Below are 17,162 nucleotides of genomic sequence, written 5' to 3'. Positions count from 1 at the left end.
GGCGGCGGCGTCCCGGGAGGGATCGACACGAAGGGCGAGCCGACTTCGGCGGCGCTGCACGCGGACAGCGCGAGCGCCGCGCCCAACGCGGCGAACGCGGAGACGCGGCGCGCGGCACCGCCGCGGGCTCGCCGCTGGTGGGGGCTCTTCTCGGGGGTCTCCATTCGGAGGCTCATGAGGCTAGACATCGCCGACCATTGTGCCGATCCAACCTATGTGGACGCTAAATCGACTCTGCGGTTTCGGCCGAGGACCCCGGCCGATCAAGTGCCGCTCGCCACAGTTCCGCCGCGAACGGCGCCTCCGCGCCCTGATCGGCGCCGATCTCCTGCGCCGCCGCCTCGACGCGCCGCGCAAAGCGGCGGATGGCCTGGCGGTGGGCGTTCTCCGAGCCCTCGCTCGGGTCCTCTCCCGGCTCGCTCCCGTCACCCTGCCCATATCCCATGACGGCGGGCGCCACGATTTCCCGGGGCACGCACTCGGCCGGGACCCCCGCCTTGCGGCAGCGGGCGAGGACCTTGTCGCCGAGAGCCAGCGCCGGCAGCCCCCAGGCGATGCCGTCGAAGACGCCGCGGCGCCCCTCCGCCGCCTTCGCGGCCTCCCACACCCTGTCCTGCTCCTCGGCGTCCATCTGCGGAGGTCCGTCCTCGAACCAGTAGGGGGCGCGGCGGCGGAGCTTGTCGAGCATCGCCGTGGCCACGTCGTCGACGTCGAAGGGATCTGACGGGTCCTCGGCGGCGATCGCCGAGTGGAAGAGGACCTGCAGCAGCAGGTCCCCGAGCTCGGAGCGCAGCTCGGCCCTGTCGCCGTCGGCGATGGCGTCGGCGAGTTCCCAGGACTCCTCGATCAGGTACGGCACGAGCGAGGCGTGGGTCTGCGCCGACTCCCACTCGCCCTCCCTGCGGATCCGCGCGAAGAGGCGGGCGGCCTGCACAAGGGGGCCCGGATCGTCGGGGGAAGGGGTGGCGTCCGGCGTCATGCCTGGTGGGCCTTCTCCGCGACGACCCGCACCGAGCCCTCGGGCTCGCCCGCCATGGCCGTGAGGAAATCGGCGACGTACTGGAGCAGCTCGTCGTCCTTGGCCTCGGGCTCGCCGCCGGCGCCGGGGCGCGCGGAGGCGGACTTGGGCAGTGGGAGCTGGATGGTCCGCGACGTGGCCTTGTAGAGCGCCGACGGGTACAGGCGCTTGAGCCGCATCTGCTGCGAGTCGAGGAGGTCGAGCGGCGCGATGCGGATGCGGGAGCCGGCGAGCACCACATCGGAGACGCCGTGGCTCGCCGCGACGATCCGCAGCCGGGCGACCGAGGCGACGCGGCGCGCGGGCTCCGGCAGCGCGCCGTAGCGGTCGAAGAGCTCCTCGCACACGGCATCGACGGCGTCGAAATCCTGCGCCTGGGCGAGCTTGCGATACGCCTCGAGGCGGAGGCGCTCGGAGTCGACGTAGTCGGCGGGCAGATAGGCGTCGACGGGGAGGTCGATGCGCATCTCGCGGTTCTCGGGCTCGGCCTCGGGGGTCTCGCCGTCGGCGACGGCGCGGAACGCCTCGACGGCCTCCCCTACTAGACGGACGTAGAGGTCGAAGCCGACGCCCGCGATGTGCCCGGACTGCTCCCCGCCGAGCACGTTGCCGGCGCCGCGTTGCTCCAGGTCCTTCATCGCCACGGCCATGCCTGCGCCGAGGTCGTTGTTCTGGGCGATCACCGCGAGGCGGTCGTAGGAGGTCTCGGTGAGCGTGCGGTCCGGCGAGTAGAGGAAGTACGCGTAGCCGCGCTCGCGCGAGCGGCCGACGCGGCCGCGGAGCTGGTGCATCTGCGACAGGCCGAGGTTCTCGGCGCGGTCGACGATGAGCGTGTTCGCGTTCGAGATGTCGAGCCCGGTCTCTACAATTGTCGTGCACACGAGGACGTCGTATTCGCGGTTCCAGAAGCCGCCGACGGTCTGCTCGAGCTGCTCCTCGCTCATCTGCCCATGCGCCACCGCGATGCGCGCCTCGGGGACGAGATCGCGCAGGTGGGCGGCGGTCGCGTCGATCGAGGACACGCGGTTGTGGACGAAGAACACCTGCCCCTCGCGCAGCAGCTCGCGGCGGATCGCGGCGGCGACCTGCTTGTCCGAGTACGCGCCCACGTAGGTGAGCACTGGCAGCCGGTCCTGCGGCGGCGTGAGGATCTGCGACATCTCGCGGATCCCGGCGAGCGACATCTCGAGGGTGCGCGGGATCGGGGTCGCGGACATCGTGAGCACGTCGACCGCGTTGCGCAGGGCCTTGATGTGCTCCTTGTGCTCGACGCCGAAGCGCTGCTCCTCGTCGACGATCACGAGGCCGAGCTGCTTCCAGCGCACGCCCGTGGCGAGGAGCCGGTGCGTGCCGATGACGATGTCGACCTTCCCGTCGGCGAGGCCCGCGAGGGTCTGCTTCGCCTCGGCGTCGCTGGTGAACCGCGAGAGCCCCTTGACCGTGACCGGGTAGCCGGCCATGCGCTCGGCGAAGGTCTGCAGGTGCTGCTGCGCGAGCAGGGTCGTGGGCACGAGGACCGCGACCTGCTTGCCGTCCTGGACGGCCTTGAACGCGGCGCGCACCGCGACCTCTGTCTTGCCGTAGCCGACATCGCCGACGATGACCCGGTCCATGGGGACCGGCTTCTCCATATCGGACTTGACGTCCTCGATGGCCGTCATCTGATCGATGGTCTCGGTGTAGGGGAAACCCTCCTCCATCTCCACCTGCCACGGGGTGTCCGGGGAGAAGGCGTGGCCCGGCGCGGCCTGCCGCTTGGCGTACAGGGCGACGAGCTCGGTGGCGATCTCGCGGACCGCCTTGCGCGCCTTGCGCTTGGTGTTCTGCCAGTCGGCGCCGCCCATCTTCGACAGCGTGGGCGCCTCCCCGCCGACGTAGCGGGAGAGCTGGCCGAGCTGCTCCATGGGCACGAAGAGCCGGTCCGGCGGGGCGCCGCGCTTGCTCGCCGCGTACTCGATGACGAGGTATTCCCGCCGGCCCGAGCCGTTCTTGCCGCGGGTTGTCCGCTCGATCATCTCCACGAAGCGGCCGATGCCGTGCTGCTCGTGCACCACGAGGTCGCCGGAGGCGAGGGCGAGCGGATCGACCTGGTTCCTGCGCTTGGCGTGCTTGGTCTTGCCGCCCGAGCGCCCGGCGACGCGATTGCCGGAGAGCTCCGATTCGCACAAAAGCACGAAGCGGCCGGCGGCCCCTTCCGTCGCGTCCAGCGCGAAGCCGTCGATGAGCGGCCCGACGAGCACCGCGAGGTGCCCCGCGGGGAGCTCGGCCCCGGCCTCGACCACGCTCGCGGCGAGCTCGGACTCGTGCGCCCGCTCGACGAGGCGGGTGGCCGAGCCCTTGGAATTTGTGACGGCGACGTACGTGTCGCCCGCGCCCACGGCCTTGCGGGCCTCGGCGAAGAACTCCTCGAACGCCGCCTCCTTGCCGCGGGGCGCGGGCGGATCCGCGGACTCGATCTCCACGAGCTCGCCCGCGTCCTCGTCGGCGAGGAAGCCCTTGGGCACGAGCTGCCACCACGACAGCTCCTCGGCGAGCGACTGCTCGCGGACCTCGGAGAACGTGAGGTAGCCGGAGCCCGAGAGGTCGAGCGAATTCGAGTCGATCGGGGCATCCGAACCCATGGTCGCCGCGGTCCACGAGGCCTCGAGGAACTCGCGGCCTGCCGCGGCGAGGTCCCCGGCGCGCCTGCGCACCTTGTCCGGATCGCAGACCACCACGCGGGTCCCGGGGCGCATGAGCAGCGGCAGGATCCGCTGCTCGTCCGGCTCGAGCACGGAGGCCAGCGCCTCCATCCCGTCCTTCGGCACGCCGGCGGCGAGGGAGTCGAGGAGCTCGCGCAGCGTGGGATTCTCCGGGTGCGCGGCGGCAAGCTCCGCCGCGCGGGCGCGGACCTCCGGCGTCAAAAGTGTTTCTCTACATGGGTAGAGGTCGATGCCCTCGAGGGAGCCTTCGGCCAGCGAGCGCTGGTCGGCGACGAGGAACTCGCGGATGGAGACCACTTCGTCATCATCGAATTCGATGCGGACCGGGTAGTCGTGGGTCGTGGGGAACACGTCGACGATGCCGCCGCGCACGGCCATATCGCCGCGCCGCGAGACCATGTCCTCGCGCGAGTAGGCGAAGACGCCGAGCTGCTCGACGAGCTCCGTGGGATCCGCAGTGGCGCCGACGCGCAGCTCGATGGGCAGGCGCCGCGCCGCGACGGGAGAGACCGGCTGGATGACGGCGCGCACCGACGCCACCACGACCCGCGTGGATTCGCCGCCCCGCGGCCCCGCGACCATCTCGTGCAGCACCTCGAGGCGGCGGCCGACGGTCTCCTTGCCCGGCGACAGGCGCTCGTGCGGCAGCGTCTCCCAGCTGGGAAATTGCGCGACGCTGTGCGCGGTGAGCGCGCCCACCGCGCCGGCGAGCTCCTCGGCCTCCCGCTCCGTGGCTGTGACGACGAGCAGCGGATCCTTCTCGGCGAGCTCCCCCACGACGAACGGACGCAGCGCATCGGCCGCCCGGAGCGTCGCCCGATCGGCGCCGGCGCTTTCGCGAATGCGCGCGCCCGCGGGCCGGGAGGTGAACTCCTCGAAGAGCGGGCGCAGCGAGGCCGCGCCGCCCAATTCCTCTGCCACTACTGCTTCTCCCTCATGCGCCAATCCGCGCACCGATCCCCATGACCAAACACTCCAAGTGTAGGTCGGACCCCCGACACTTCCGGTTCCGCCCGCGACAGGGGCTCAGAGATCGAGTTCGCCCTGAGTCCCCGGCGAGTCCCAGCCGCCGATCGGCGGTGCTCCGAGACCTCGTTGACCTCGTTCTGCAGAGGCACGGTCGTGGTCGGGGTGCCCACGAGGTAGTCGTAGAGCCCCGCGCCGACGGGCACCTCGAGGTTGAGGTCCATGGTGACGACGTCGAGCGGCTTGCCCTTGCCACCGGGCATCGTCGTCTGTTCCGGGTTCGAGGCCTCCGCCTGTCCGAGGTAGTAGAAATCGGAACCCTCGCCGTCGTCCTTCTTGGCAAAGAGGTAGAGCGGAACCGTGTTGTCCACGATCGCCGCGACCTCTGCGCTCTTCAGCGTCCGTGAGCTGCGCGTGAACCACCGGAGCGTCGACTCGGAGCGGAAGGAATCCTCGTACAGCGTGCTCGCCGAGACGTCCTCGTGCTTGTGATAAGTGACGAAGATCGGGCAGGTCTCGGAGTAGGAGTCGACCTTGTACCCGTAAATCGTGCCCTGCTGGTTGCTCTTCCAGTTGAGGAGGCGGCACACGTCCTTGCGGGAGTACTTCTTCCCGATCTCCAGGTCTTTCGCCCACACGTATCGGTGGCGTGCGAGGAAGAGCCCGGTGTCGAGGCAGTCGCGCACGCGCTCCTCGAGCGTGCCGCTCGAGCCGAGGAGCGAGCGGAATTCGGCGCCGAGCCGGATCTTTCCCTCCGACCAGTCCACGAGCGGGACGGTGTACCGCTTCCTCTCCACGCTGGTGAAGAACTCGAGGTCGAGTATCCGGCGGACGGACTCGAGCGTGGGTTCGTCGTGCGCAAGCTCCTCGGCGGCGAACAGCGCCGCCGCGTCGTCCTCCGGCAGCTCGCCGGAGTCGGCGTCGAGGAGAGCCTTAAGGAGCAGGAGTTCGTGCGGCCGCTTCCCGTTGAGCACCTCGCCGGAGAGGAGGTCGAGGACAGCGCTGTCCTCCTTGCTCGGCTTCGACATCTCGGAGTCGAAGACGTTGAGAAGGGTCCAGTAGTTCCCCTTGGCCCTGGCGAGGACGACCGGGTCGACTACGTCCTGGAGGGCGTAGTCGAGAAGCGCAGGCGTCTCGCCCATCCGCGCCCGGAGCTCCTCGTAGACCTTCTTGAGGTTCCTGATGCTGTCGAGCTTCGCCGAGTCGAGAGCCCGGAAGATCCGCTCCTTCGAGATCTCGTCGAAGTTGACGCTCGACAGGCCGGCCAGGTTGCCGACGTCCTGGGCCTCGATCATCTGCCGCCGGATTGAGTCTTTGTTGAGGCTCTTGTCCCCGAACAGCGCGATCGGCACGAGGAAGTTGCTCTCGTAGTTGCCGATGAAATCGATGACGACGAGGTAGTCCTTGCCCTTGCTCTTTCGCAGGCCACGACCGAGCTGCTGCGTGAACACGATGGCCGAGGTGGTCTGGCGGAGCATGACGATCTGGTTGATCGAGCGGATGTCGACGCCCTCGTTGAAGATGTCGACGGTGAGGATGTAGTCGAGCTCGCCCCGCTGGAGCTTCGCGACGATCTCCGCCCGCTCCGCGATCGAATCGGCGCCCGAGAGCGCCCTGGTCCGCAGCTTGTGCCCGTGCACCTCGCGCTCGTTGAGCGCCTGCGAGAGCCGCGCCGCCTCCTCGTTTCTACTACAGAAGAAGAGCCCGCGGACCGGGGTTCCTGCGTGCCCGTAGCGCTCGATCGTGGCGACGATGTGGTCGACGCGCTCCGGGGCAAGCAGTGCCGCGAGATTGGACGACGAGCCGATGGCGCTCGCCCCGGACCCGACGTCCGCGATCCCGTAGTAATGGAACGGCGCGAGCATCCCGGCCTCGAGCGCCTGCTGGAGGCGGATCTCGTAGGCGACGTTGAAGTCGAAGAGCGCGAAGATATTGAAGTCGTCGGTGCGCTCCGGGGTCGCGGTGATCCCGAGCAGGAAGTCCGGCTGGAAGTGGTTGATGATGTCCAGGTGCATCTTCGCGCCTGCGCGGTGCACCTCGTCGACCAGCACGTAGTCGAAGAGATCGCGGGGGATTTCGGCGAGGGTCGCCGCCGAGCCGAGGGACTGCGGCGTGGCGAAGACGTACTTGCGGTCGAGCTCGCGCCGGCTCCCGACGAACTTCCCGATTTCGGATTCGTCGATGCCGAGCACGGCGATGAACTCCTCGATGGCGCGATCGAGGATCTGTTCGCGGTGCACCACGAACAGCATCTTCTTCGGCGCCACGGCCCGGACGTCGAGGGCGGCGAGGATGGTCTTGCCCGTGCCCGTCGCGGAGATCACCAGGGCGCGCGTCTTTCCCTCCGCTCGCAGTGCTGCGATCTGCGCGAGCGCCTCCGCCTGCATCGAGTTCGGGACGATCGAGCTTGATCCGCCGGCACTTGGGGAACCAGGCGCCGGAGCGCTCGTGTGGAACTGCGGCGGCGTGTAGTCCTTCGCGTAATCGTCGACCCACTCCTCGGTGAGCTCGAAGGACTCCGCGAGCTGCGCCTCGACCGCCGCGTCGAGCTGGTTGACGATGTCCCCGCCAGGCAGCGCGGAGAACCGCAGGTTCCACTCGTGGTTGAGCCTCAACGCCTTGGCCGTGAGGTTCGAGCTGCCCACGATGGCCGTCGTGCTCTCGTCCTGCCGGAAGAGGAAGCCCTTGGGGTGGAAGCCGCGGGGCGATTCGGGCACGACGCGCACGGTTATCCCGAGGTCGCGGAGGTTGAGGAGCTCGCGGAAGCTCTCGGGCGGGTTGAACCTCAGGTAGGTCGAGGTAATCACGGTTCCCGGCCCGTCGAAGTCCACGAACGCCTGCTTGAGCGAAGCGATCGCGTCGGGAGTGACGAAGGCTACGGAGAAGACGAACTCGCGGGAGCGGCGGAGCTCCTCGAGGATCGCCTTGTACATCGTGTCCGGAGGCACGTTGTAGACGAGCTTCGGGCTGTAGAGCTTCTCCGTGGAAACGCTCGCGTCGAGGAAGCCGAACTCGACGTCCCCGCGAATCCCTCCGCCAATCCCTCCGGGAGTCCCCACGCTCAACGCCCGGCGGGGCGGGAAACGTCGGCCGCGGCAGCAGCGTCGTCGGCCGCGATCTTCTCCACCGCCGGGATATCGGCGGGCGCCCACTCGAGGCTTCCCAGCTCGCCGGGATCGAGCCAGCGGATCTCGGAGTGCTCGCGCAGCCGCGGCGCGTCCCCGGCGAGCGTCGAGTAAAAGGTCGTCAGAGTCACGAAACCGAAATCGTATTCGTGGCGAGTGGATTCGACCTGCTCCTCCACCTCGACCACGCAGTCGAGCTCTTCGCGCATCTCCCGGGCGAGCGCGGCCCGCGGCGTCTCGCCGGCCTCGATCTTGCCGCCGGGAAACTCCCACATGCCGGGGAGCGACATGGTCTCGCTCCGGCGCGCGCAGAGGATTTTCCCGCCGTCCACGACGACCGCGCCGACGACGTTGATCTCTTTCTTCATAAGCTCCGCTCCCCATCGCGCACGGTTCCGTCGCCGTCAGCCTATATTCCTGCGCCGGCCCGCCGAAGGACTCGCCGGCACCGGCGCGTCAACCGTGCCCACCGCCCTGCCCCGGCCTCGCAGTCCCCCCGATTTCCTCGCAAATGATCGACAAACTAGACACGAACGGGTCTAATGTAAAGTTATGAACGTCACATCCCATGCCGCAGGGGGCACGGCCGGATCGACCCCCGATGCCCCGCTCGACCTCCTCATCGTGGGCGCGGGGATCTCCGGGATCGATCTCGCCCACCACGTTTCGGAGAATTTCCCCGGCTGGGAGTGGGAGATCCACGACGTGCACTCGGACCTCGGCGGCACGTGGCACACCTTCCGCTACCCCGGCATCCGCTCCGACTCGGACATGGCCACCTTCGGCTTCCCGTTCCGCGCGTGGCCGCACGCCTCGACGCTGGGCAAGGGCCCCGAGATCAAGGAGTACATTCGCGACACGGCGCGCGAGGCCGGGGCTCTCGAGCGCCTTCACTTCCGCTCCTGGATCGCCCGGATCGACTGGGACACCGGACGGGAACTCCATCGTGTGACGGCGCTCCGCGACACCTCCCCCGAGGGCGCGGAGCAGCGCGAGGAGCGCATCATCTGGGCGCGCCGCGTCCACCTGGGCGCCGGCTATTACCGCCACGAGGACGGTTACCGCCCGGTGTTTCCCGGCGAGGAGGATTTCGCCGGCGAGATCCTCCATCCTCAGCAGTGGCCGGAGGGCAAGGACTGCACCGGCAAGAAGGTCGTGGTCATCGGCTCCGGCGCCACGGCCGTGACCCTCGTGCCCGCCCTCGAATCCGAGGGAGTCGACGTCACCATGCTGCAGCGCACGCCCACCTACATCGGGCCGCTGCCCGAGAAGGACCGGATCAGCGCGGTGTGGAACGCCCTGCTCCCGGATCTCGCCGCGCACAAGGCCGCGCGCTTCTCGCACGGTGTCCGCGATATCGGACAGTTCGTGATCGCCCAGCGCGTGCCGTGGCTGTTCAAGGCCGTGCTGCGGCTCATGCAGCGCCGGTACGTCTCGGCCGAGGTCCTCGACGAGCACTTCTCCCCCGACTACCGGCCGTGGGACCAGCGCGTCTGCAAGGCCCCCGACGGCGACATCTTCCAGGCGATCGCGCGGGGCGCGAAGGTGGTCACCGACAAGATCGATCGGTTCACGCCCACCGGCATCCGGCTGCGCTCGGGCAAGGAGCTCGAGGCGGACATCATCGTCACGGCCACGGGGCTCGATCTGCAGGCGTTCGGCGGGGCACAGATCGCCATCGACGGCGAGGACGTCGACGTCACGAAGACGGTCGCCTACCGCGGGATGATGCTCGGCGGGATCCCCAACGTGAGCTTCACCATCGGCTACGTCAACGCGTCGTGGACGCTGCGCGCGGACATGGTCTCGCGCTACATGGTCAAGCTGTGGAAGACGGGAGTGCGCACGTACGTGCCCATCCCGCCGGTAGGGACGTTCGAGCGGCCGATGCTCGACCTCGACGCCGGCTACGTCCGCCGCGGCGCCGCGTACCTGCCGCGGCAGGGCGAGCACCACCCGTGGCGCTACGACCAGAACTACCTCCTCGAGATCCCGACGCTCGAGTTCGGCGACCAGCGGCGAGACATGGCGTTCGATGCCGATGTCGCCTCGCACCTCGCGCCCACCGCGCCGGCGCCGGAGCCGGGCGCCGTCGCACCGGCCCTCACCCCCGCGCACGACGTCCCGGCGTCGGCGCTCGCAGAAAGGCCCTGAACCACATGCAGCTCCCCTCCACCGTCGCCGCCGTACTCGGCCGCGACCGCGGCGAAGCGCGCGAACCGCGCACCGTGCTCATAACCGGCGCGGCCTCGGGCCTGGGGCTCGAGCTCGCGCGCGAGTTCCTCGCCGGCGGTGACCGCGTGATCTGCACCGACCTCTACCCGGAGGCACCCGCCGCCGTGCACTCCCTGGACGGGGACTGGACGTACCTGCAGCTCGACGTGACCTCGGACCTGGCCTGGGAGGCCGCGTCGCTCGCCGTCACAAAGCTGGACATCCTGGTGTGCAATGCCGGGATCGCCGTGGGCGGGCGGATCGACAAGACGTCGATGGATACGTGGCAGCACGCGATCGACATCAACCTGCTCGGCATCGTGCGCGGGTGCCGCACGTTCGTGCCGAAGCTGCCGCGCGGCGGGCAGGTCGTGATCACGGCGTCGGCGGCGGGGCTCATCCACGGCCCGTACATGAGCACCTACAACGCCACGAAGGCCGGCGCCGTGGCCATCGCCGAGACGCTCGACGCCGAACTGCGCCCGCGCGGGATCACCACGTCGGTGATCTGCCCGCAGTTCTTCCGCTCCGGGCTCGCCGATTCGCTGACCGGCGACGACGCGGACGCGGATTCGATGGCCCGCGTGTTGCTCGGGCGCACGCGGCTCACCTCCGAGCTGATCGCCAAGCGCGCGCACCGCGCGATCGCGGCGAAGCGGCTCGTGATCACGCCCGACGCCGCCGCCACGTTCCTGTGGTACTCGAAGCGCTACGCCCGGGTGCCGTATCTGCTCGGTGTCCGCGCCGTGGGCCGCGGCATCGAGCGGAAGAATGCGGAGGCGCAGGCGAACTCGCAGTAGCGGCCGTGGTGGGCCGTGGTGGGCCGTGCGCTCAGGCCCCTAGGATGGGGAGCGAATCCTGGCGAGATGGCCGCGTGTGGCGCGGCGGAACGGATCGAACATGGCGAGTGCGGCAAAGCACGAGGACGATGGCGTCGGCGGCGAGGCCGTAGACACGGTCGATGGCACGAACGTGTCGGCGGAGCCCGACGAGCGCGCGGGCATCTTCTCCCCGCGCACCATCGGCATCATCCTCACGATCGGCTCGATCGTCGGGATCGTGGCGGCGTTCGAGCTGACGCTCGACAAGATCCGCATCCTCGAGAACCCCGACTTCGTCCCGTCGTGCAACTTCTCGATCCTCGTGAGCTGCAAGTCCGTGATCTCCTCGGACCAGGGCCAGGCCTTCGGCTTCCCCAATCCGATCGTGGGGCTCATCGGCTTCGGGATCACCATCGCGATCGGCGTCGCGCTGCTCGCCGGCGTCCGCTTCCCGCGCTGGTACATGGTCGGCACGGTGCTCGGCCTGCTGTTCGGCATCGGCTGGGTGCAGTGGTTCGCGTACCAGACCATCTTCAACATCGGCTACCTGTGCCCGTGGTGCATGGCCGTGTGGACCGTGATGGCGCCGATGTTCTGGTACACGCTGCTGCACACGCTCGGCCGGTTCACCACCGCCGGCTGGGTCCGTGCCCTCCGGGCGTGGCACCTCATCCCGCTGGTGCTCTGGTACCTCCTCGTGATCGGCACGATCCTCGTCCACTTCTGGGACTTCTACTGGGCCGATTTCTTTACGCGCCTCTTCTCCTAGAACCTCTACCCCGCCCATGACGGCGGAGGCGCCCATCGCCCCGCCTGCCTGCTCTTTCCCGGTCCTCTGCGGCGGCGGGCCAAGTGGCCGCTCCAGCCGGAGATGTGCCACACTGATCGCGGACCACGGCGCTCGCCGCAGCCCATCGCGGCACCCGCCGGTCCGGCATTCCGCCGTGGTGTAATCGGCAACACTCCTGATTTTGGTTCAGGCGTTTCAGGTTCGAGTCCTGGCGGCGGAGCACTACGGCCTTTACGAAGGTCAGATGTTTTTTGCCACCGCTTCGGGCCTCAAACCTGGATGATGCCGGGCAGATGAGATACGTTCTTGACAGGTATTCGCCCTGTGGCGAACCAAAGCAGCCACCAACCCCGCCTACGCGCGGGGTTGGCGTGCATTTGCCACCTGGTGAGGTCGAGCTCGCCCGATTCTTGACTGGCCTTCGTCATTCCCAGTTCCAGTCAGCCCTCATATCCGTATGGATATATACGCCTGGTGGAGCTAGCGTTGTTGGTGGTCGAGCATGCAGCTCGAGAGAACCGGCGTAGGGATAGGGATGAGCACCAGCACCAACGAAACCCAGAGGTTCGCCTCCGTATGGGACGCGATCACCAACACGCCGGACGAGGCCGCCAACCTCGCTCTGCGCGCTCAGCTGATGAACGCGATCACCGACCAGATCGACGCCTTCGGCTGGTCGCAGTCCAAGGCCGCCCGCAACCTGAACGTGCAGCAGCCGAGGATCTCCGACCTCTGCACCGGCAAGATCAGCCGATTCTCGCTCGACGCCCTCGTCAACATGGCGAGCGCCCTCGGGATCGGGCTGAGCATCGAGCCGCCGAGTGCGGAGGCCGTCGAGGAGATCCGCGCACACGAAATGGCGTGATCAGCCGATTACTCGCTCCCCGACGTCGCCATACCGCAGTTAGGCCCGCTCTCCCAACGAATCGCACCTAATCCGGCACTGGCCATCAACAATCGTAGTTGTCCGGGAACCGGACGCATAGCGGAGGAAGTTCCTGGTTAGGGCCGTATCCGTCCGCCGAGTCGGGATCGAACGTCGGCGTCGGATGGGTGTTCTGGTAGTCCTCCCTGAACTGGTCGTTGTACGCGTCCTGGTCGAACGTGGGCGCCGACGGCATCTGGTCTGCGCAGGTCTGCGTCCAGCCAGAGGTTCCGTCGGTAAACCAGGTAGTTCCCGCCTGATACAGGGTCGGGTCGGTGGCGCACGATGCAATCTGCTTGTCCATGCACTGCGTGCCCTGGAACTCCGGCTGTCCCGTCGATCCCACGAGGCAGCCATCACCGCTGCCGGACGCTGAATCCGCAGGCTGCGCGACGGGCGAAGTCTCTGTCGCCTCTGTCGTCTCCGGCGTGGACGTTGCGGCCTTGCTGCTCGACTTCGAAGCTGTCGACTCTGCCGACTTGGTCACCGTGACCACCGCTTCGTCGCCGGCGTTGTTACTCGAACATGCCGTCATCGCGCCCATCGCGAGGACGGCCGCAACGGCTGCAAATGCTGAGCGTCGGATACCCATATGGACTTCCCTTCACGAGGAATCGAGGAATTGCGCCTAACTGGCCAATATTTATTCACACCCTTAGCGCGTACTGAGCGAAAAGTGTTTCTGGGGTTAGTTCGGGGGTGGGCTATTGTTCAGCCGCCCAGTGCCCATCCTGCGAGCCACAACTGATCCCACGCGCTTCGACCACAGCGTCCGCACTCCCGCCGATAGGCTGGAAAGCCATGAAGACGAGCGGCCAGAGGCTAAGGGACCGCCCCGGATTCCCGGTGGGCGTGGTCTTTCTCTGCACAGCAGCGATCTTCGCGGTGTGGACAGTCACGGCGCTCGTCGACGCAGCGGGATCGAAGCCCCCGCCTCCCGACGGGAGCTTCATTCCGCCAGGCTTGGCAATCGCCGCCATTGTCGCCGTGACCGCGGTGTGGTCCGGGCTCTCCTGGTGGACACTGACCCGCGCAGACCACCTCGCTGTCGCGCGCCTGCTTATCGCCCTCGTCGTGGCGGGACCACTGGGATGGGGACTCGCGGCTCTCGATTCGGCAACTCTTGATCTGATCAATTCCGAGCCCGTAGGCCCGGTCTTGATGGTGGCCCTCCTACTCGTCACCCCAGTGATTTCCGTGGTGGGCATTATCGCGGCCGTCGTGGAAATCGTGGTGGCAAGGCGTCAAAAATCGGCCAAACCCTTTGGCGTCTGAGCCCGGAAATTCAGCCCTTCGGCGTCAGGGAAATGGAACCGATCTCGAACGGGCCAAGGAACGCGGGCCCGGAGTAGCCGCCGTTGCCGTCGGCGTTGAGGAACACGCGGTGCCCGGGGAACAGGTCGACGTAACCGCCGGTGGGCGTCGGATGGATCTCGTAGCGACCGATGAGCACGAGCTCGTTGCCCTCGACGCGAGCATCGCGCGCGAGGAGAACGCTGCCCGCCGAGATGGTCGACGACGTGTAGAGGCCGGGCGCGACGTCGGCAGACGCGACTCCCGCCGAGGCGATCATGGCGCCGGCGCCGAGACCGGCGACGACGAAAACGGTGCTGACTGCGCGGATCGAACTACGAGCGGACATGGCGGCCTCCTTGGACCGGGGAGGACCAGCGTATCCCCGGGGTCGTTTGCTGAGAAGGACCTTCGCCGTCATAGGGGTAGGGCAAAGGCCTGCGCTACCCCTGTGGGCCGACTGGGAAGGAGGGCGGGGAATTCGGCGGGGAATCGGGCGCATTCCCGGGCGTCTGCTCGAACGGCGGGCGCGATTTGCGTGGCCGGCCTGGCTTCCCCGGCCTGGTCCGGACCCAATTGCGGATCTCGTCGGCGCGCCAGATCGACGCCGAGCCCACGAGGAACGCCGGCGCCGGCGCCTGGCCGCGGGAGACGTACGTGGCGAAGGTGTGGCGGCTGAGCCCGCTGAACTCGATCACGCTGGGCAGCGGCCAGTACTCCTGGCCATCGACGATGAGTGAATCGAGCGATTCGGGCTTGTGCGCCACGGCGTTGTCTCCTCGGGGACGGGTCGGGAGGGGCGCCCGCCGATGCGGGCACCCCGGGGGTTGAGGTGAAGGCCCCGACCGAACCGGGCGCACCGGGAACCGAACGATGCGAGACGAAACGGACCCCGCCGGAGTGTTCTCGGCGAGGCCAGTTGGCTGGTGTTCGGTTGTGCCGGTTTCGCGGTATGCGGGGCACTGGAGCGCGAGGCGTGGATGCGGGCGATAACGGTTCGTGAGCGCGATTCGCGGGTGGCGACGGTCCCTTTTGGGAGGCCGCGCCGGAACTTGCTAGCAAAGCTTAGCGTGCACACCGCAACGCACCACATTTTTGAGCAAACTTTCCTTATCGGTTTTTCCGGCCTTTGACTTCTGGTCGCCGTTGCATCGGTGCAGACCGCCAACGACAGTGCCCGACAGCCACTTTCGCAATCCCCGCGCAGCCCGCAATCGCTCGGGCGCCGTAGATCGTCGACACGTCACCTACCCCCAAACGGTAAGCAATCTATAAGTACACGATGCTTTTTTGTGGGAGTTTCGCCTCCGCGACACGTCGACGCCTCAGGACATCGGTGACACCTACGGTCGGCACGACCCCGCCGACGCCGACGCCTGCGCGGGGCGCCGCTTCCCCACGGCCACCACTGGGCACATCGACCCCGCCGGCGAGGCAGCCCGGGCCGCGAAACATGCAGTTCCTGCTAAAGCATGCAGATCCTGTTGATTTCCGGCCTCGCGAAGCTCCAAATCGACGATTAGTGCATGGCTCGCGGGCGGAGCGGCAGCGCGGCGCCGCCGGCGATTCGATTGACGAGTCACCAAGGAGTACATTCTTAGGCTGATCTCAGAAAATTGAACCGGGAAGGGGACCGAGTGAGCGAAAGTTCCGACGCACGCGACGAGAATTCGGCCAAGGCCGACAGCCGCAACACCACGCCACCGATCGAACGAACGAGGTTCGGCGGGACGGACAGAGACGCCGCACCGAAGAACAAGCGGCGCGAATCCGATTCCCGCCCACCCGTTTCGAGCAACGATCTCGTCGCAGCGCGCACGGAACTCGACTCCGGCCCCAGCAGCCAAGGCAGCCAACGCGCCTCCACCGCACGCGTCAATTGGCCGGTCTTCGCGATCTCCTCGGCCGTCATCCTCGCGTTCTCGATCTGGGCAATGGTCGTCCCCGACAACGCCTCGCACACCATGGAGACCATCGTCGCGTGGGGCTCGGCGAACCTCGGCTGGATCTTCGTGGTCACCACCACGGCCGTCATCCTGTTCGTCCTGTACGTCGCCTTCTCCAAGGAGGGCGGCGTGCGGCTCGGGCCCGACCAGTCCAGGCCCCAGTACAAGCTCTTCACCTGGGTGGCCATGCTCTTCGCGGCGGGCGTCGGCATCGACATGCTCTTCTACTCGGTAACCGGCCCGATCTCCCAGTACTACAAGCCGCCGATGGAGATCCCGGAAAGCCCCGCCGCCGCACGGGACGCCGTCATCTGGACGATGTTCCACTACGGGATCGCGGGCTGGAGCATGTATGCCCTGCTCGGCATGGCGATGGGCTACTTCGCCTACCGCTGGGGCATGCCGCTCTCCATCCGCGCGGCGCTGTACCCGCTCGTGGGCAAGCGCATCAAGGGCGCGGCCGGCGACACGATCGATATCTTCGCTCTCGTCGGCACCGTCATGGGCGTCGCCACGTCGATGGGCATCGGCGTGGTCCTCCTCGCCATCGGCTTCGCCACTCTCTTCGGCCTCCAGACTGGCCTCGCGCTCCAGATCGGCCTGGTCGTCGTGGCCGTCGTCGTCACCATCGCCGCCACCTCGTCGGGAGTCGACAAGGGCGTGCGCATCATCTCCGAGCTCAACCTCTGGGCGGCCGGCGCGCTGGTCCTCTACATCGTCGTCACGGGCAAGACCGCGTTCCTCCTCCACGCGCTCGTGGAGAACATCGGCGAGTTCGTCTGGACGCTCCCCGAGCGCCACCTGCAGACCATGGCGTACGAGGCCGGCGGCTCGGAGTGGATGGCGAAGTGGACGCTCTTCTTCTGGGCGTTCTGGCTCGCGTGGGGCCCGTTCGTCGGCGTCTTCCTCGCGCGCATCTCGCGCGGCCGCACGATCCGCGAGTTCGTCATCGCCGCGATCACCGTCCCCGTGCTCTGCGACATCGTCATCGTCTCGGTGTTCGGCAACAGCGCGCTCGCCGAGGTCTTCGCCGGAAACACCGAGTTCGCGCAGCACGCGCAGGAGTCCCCCGAGGAGGGCTTCTACGAACTGCTCGGCATGTTCCCCGGCTCGACGTTCCTCATCGCCCTCGCCACGTTCTCGGGGCTGCTGTTCTACCTCACCTCGGCGAACTCTGGCGCGATGGTCATGTCGAACTTCTCCTCGACCATCCCGGACCCGGCCGAGGACGGCGCCAAGTGGCTGCGCGTTTTTTGGTCGATCCTCACCGCACTCCTCACCATCGCCATGCTCATCGCCGGCGGTGTCACCACGATGGAGTACGCGACGCTGATCTTCGCCCTGCCGGTGACGGTGATCGCG

Annotated in this window: 14 protein-coding genes and 1 tRNA gene; 7 read left to right on the top strand and 8 right to left on the bottom strand. The window is 67.9% G+C overall.

Annotated elements, in window-relative coordinates:
- The 5 genes from V7E05_RS04195 to V7E05_RS04175 all read right to left on the bottom strand — a co-directional run.
- Positions 1 to 188, bottom strand: a 188-nt coding sequence (locus V7E05_RS04195; protein ID WP_333618419.1) for a hypothetical protein, incomplete at its 3' end; no start/stop codon positions are given.
- Between the two features lie 35 nt (positions 189 to 223).
- Entirely contained in the window at positions 224 to 979 is a 756-nt protein-coding gene (locus V7E05_RS04190) for a MazG family protein (protein ID WP_333618418.1), read from the bottom strand.
- Entirely contained in the window at positions 976 to 4,611 is a 3,636-nt protein-coding gene (gene mfd / locus V7E05_RS04185) for a transcription-repair coupling factor (protein ID WP_442891593.1), read from the bottom strand. The genes V7E05_RS04190 and mfd overlap by 4 nt, the downstream gene beginning before the upstream one ends.
- A gap of 29 nt (positions 4,612 to 4,640) precedes the next feature.
- On the bottom strand, positions 4,641 to 7,745 hold the full coding sequence (locus tag V7E05_RS04180) for a DEAD/DEAH box helicase (protein ID WP_333618417.1): 3,105 nt from the start codon (positions 7,743 to 7,745) through the stop codon (positions 4,641 to 4,643).
- A 2-nt stretch (positions 7,746 to 7,747) separates the two neighbouring features.
- Positions 7,748 to 8,179 carry a (deoxy)nucleoside triphosphate pyrophosphohydrolase gene (locus tag V7E05_RS04175; protein WP_333618416.1) on the bottom strand — a complete coding sequence of 144 codons (432 nt, stop codon included), beginning with the start codon at positions 8,177 to 8,179 and terminating at the stop codon, positions 7,748 to 7,750.
- Between the two features lie 184 nt (positions 8,180 to 8,363).
- Between V7E05_RS04175 and V7E05_RS04170 the strand changes: the two genes are divergently transcribed.
- From V7E05_RS04170 to V7E05_RS04150, 5 genes are all read left to right on the top strand, one after another.
- The gene (locus V7E05_RS04170; RefSeq protein ID WP_333618415.1) at positions 8,364 to 9,965 is read left to right on the top strand and encodes a flavin-containing monooxygenase; all 1,602 of its coding nucleotides are present in this window, start codon (positions 8,364 to 8,366) and stop codon (positions 9,963 to 9,965) included.
- A gap of 5 nt (positions 9,966 to 9,970) precedes the next feature.
- On the top strand, positions 9,971 to 10,825 hold the full coding sequence (locus V7E05_RS04165) for an SDR family NAD(P)-dependent oxidoreductase (protein WP_333618414.1): 855 nt from the start codon (positions 9,971 to 9,973) through the stop codon (positions 10,823 to 10,825).
- A 100-nt stretch (positions 10,826 to 10,925) separates the two neighbouring features.
- Complete coding sequence (locus V7E05_RS04160) at positions 10,926 to 11,615, top strand: vitamin K epoxide reductase family protein (protein ID WP_333618413.1); 690 nt, start codon at positions 10,926 to 10,928, stop codon at positions 11,613 to 11,615.
- A 169-nt stretch (positions 11,616 to 11,784) separates the two neighbouring features.
- Positions 11,785 to 11,856: transfer RNA gene (locus V7E05_RS04155), tRNA-Gln, on the top strand.
- A 315-nt stretch (positions 11,857 to 12,171) separates the two neighbouring features.
- Complete coding sequence (locus V7E05_RS04150; RefSeq protein WP_333618412.1) at positions 12,172 to 12,501, top strand: helix-turn-helix domain-containing protein; 330 nt, start codon at positions 12,172 to 12,174, stop codon at positions 12,499 to 12,501.
- 85 nt (positions 12,502 to 12,586) lie between these two features.
- On the opposite strand, the gene V7E05_RS04145 is transcribed toward V7E05_RS04150, so the two are convergent.
- Positions 12,587 to 13,153, bottom strand: a complete 567-nt coding sequence (locus V7E05_RS04145; protein ID WP_333618411.1) for a hypothetical protein — start codon at positions 13,151 to 13,153, stop codon at positions 12,587 to 12,589.
- 209 nt (positions 13,154 to 13,362) lie between these two features.
- Between V7E05_RS04145 and V7E05_RS04140 the strand changes: the two genes are divergently transcribed.
- Positions 13,363 to 13,836 carry a hypothetical protein gene (locus V7E05_RS04140; protein ID WP_333618410.1) on the top strand — a complete coding sequence of 158 codons (474 nt, stop codon included), beginning with the start codon at positions 13,363 to 13,365 and terminating at the stop codon, positions 13,834 to 13,836.
- Between the two features lie 10 nt (positions 13,837 to 13,846).
- On the opposite strand, the gene V7E05_RS04135 is transcribed toward V7E05_RS04140, so the two are convergent.
- Both V7E05_RS04135 and V7E05_RS04130 read right to left on the bottom strand, forming a co-directional pair.
- Positions 13,847 to 14,203 (bottom strand): hypothetical protein, encoded by a 357-nt coding sequence (locus tag V7E05_RS04135; protein ID WP_333618409.1) that lies wholly within the window; start codon positions 14,201 to 14,203, stop codon positions 13,847 to 13,849.
- 94 nt (positions 14,204 to 14,297) lie between these two features.
- Positions 14,298 to 14,621, bottom strand: coding sequence for a helix-turn-helix transcriptional regulator (locus tag V7E05_RS04130; RefSeq protein WP_333618408.1), 324 nt, complete (start codon positions 14,619 to 14,621; stop codon positions 14,298 to 14,300).
- Between the two features lie 870 nt (positions 14,622 to 15,491).
- Here V7E05_RS04130 and V7E05_RS04125 point away from each other — a divergent pair.
- Positions 15,492 to 17,162 (top strand): BCCT family transporter (locus tag V7E05_RS04125; protein WP_442891590.1); only part of this gene is annotated, 1,671 nt, incomplete at its 3' end.

The sequence above is a fragment of the Dietzia sp. genome (assembly GCF_036741115.1).
Classification (GTDB): Bacteria; Actinomycetota; Actinomycetes; order Mycobacteriales; family Mycobacteriaceae; genus Dietzia.
The sequence above is the reverse complement of the archived record's forward strand: the minus strand, read 5'-3'. Positions and strand labels throughout refer to the sequence as shown.

Excerpts from the sequence above, each read along its gene's own strand:
- V7E05_RS04140 (WP_333618410.1), top strand. The coding sequence starts at position 13,363 with ATGAAGACGAGCGGCCAGAGGCTAAGGGACCGCCCCGGATTCCCGGTG.
- V7E05_RS04150 (WP_333618412.1), top strand. The coding sequence starts at position 12,172 with ATGAGCACCAGCACCAACGAAACCCAGAGGTTCGCCTCCGTATGGGAC.
- V7E05_RS04190 (WP_333618418.1), bottom strand. The coding sequence starts at position 979 with ATGACGCCGGACGCCACCCCTTCCCCCGACGATCCGGGCCCCCTTGTG.
- V7E05_RS04135 (WP_333618409.1), bottom strand. The coding sequence starts at position 14,203 with ATGTCCGCTCGTAGTTCGATCCGCGCAGTCAGCACCGTTTTCGTCGTC.
- V7E05_RS04160 (WP_333618413.1), top strand. The coding sequence starts at position 10,926 with ATGGCGAGTGCGGCAAAGCACGAGGACGATGGCGTCGGCGGCGAGGCC.
- V7E05_RS04175 (WP_333618416.1), bottom strand. The coding sequence starts at position 8,179 with ATGAAGAAAGAGATCAACGTCGTCGGCGCGGTCGTCGTGGACGGCGGG.
- V7E05_RS04170 (WP_333618415.1), top strand. The coding sequence starts at position 8,364 with ATGAACGTCACATCCCATGCCGCAGGGGGCACGGCCGGATCGACCCCC.
- V7E05_RS04145 (WP_333618411.1), bottom strand. The coding sequence starts at position 13,153 with ATGGGTATCCGACGCTCAGCATTTGCAGCCGTTGCGGCCGTCCTCGCG.
- V7E05_RS04165 (WP_333618414.1), top strand. The coding sequence starts at position 9,971 with ATGCAGCTCCCCTCCACCGTCGCCGCCGTACTCGGCCGCGACCGCGGC.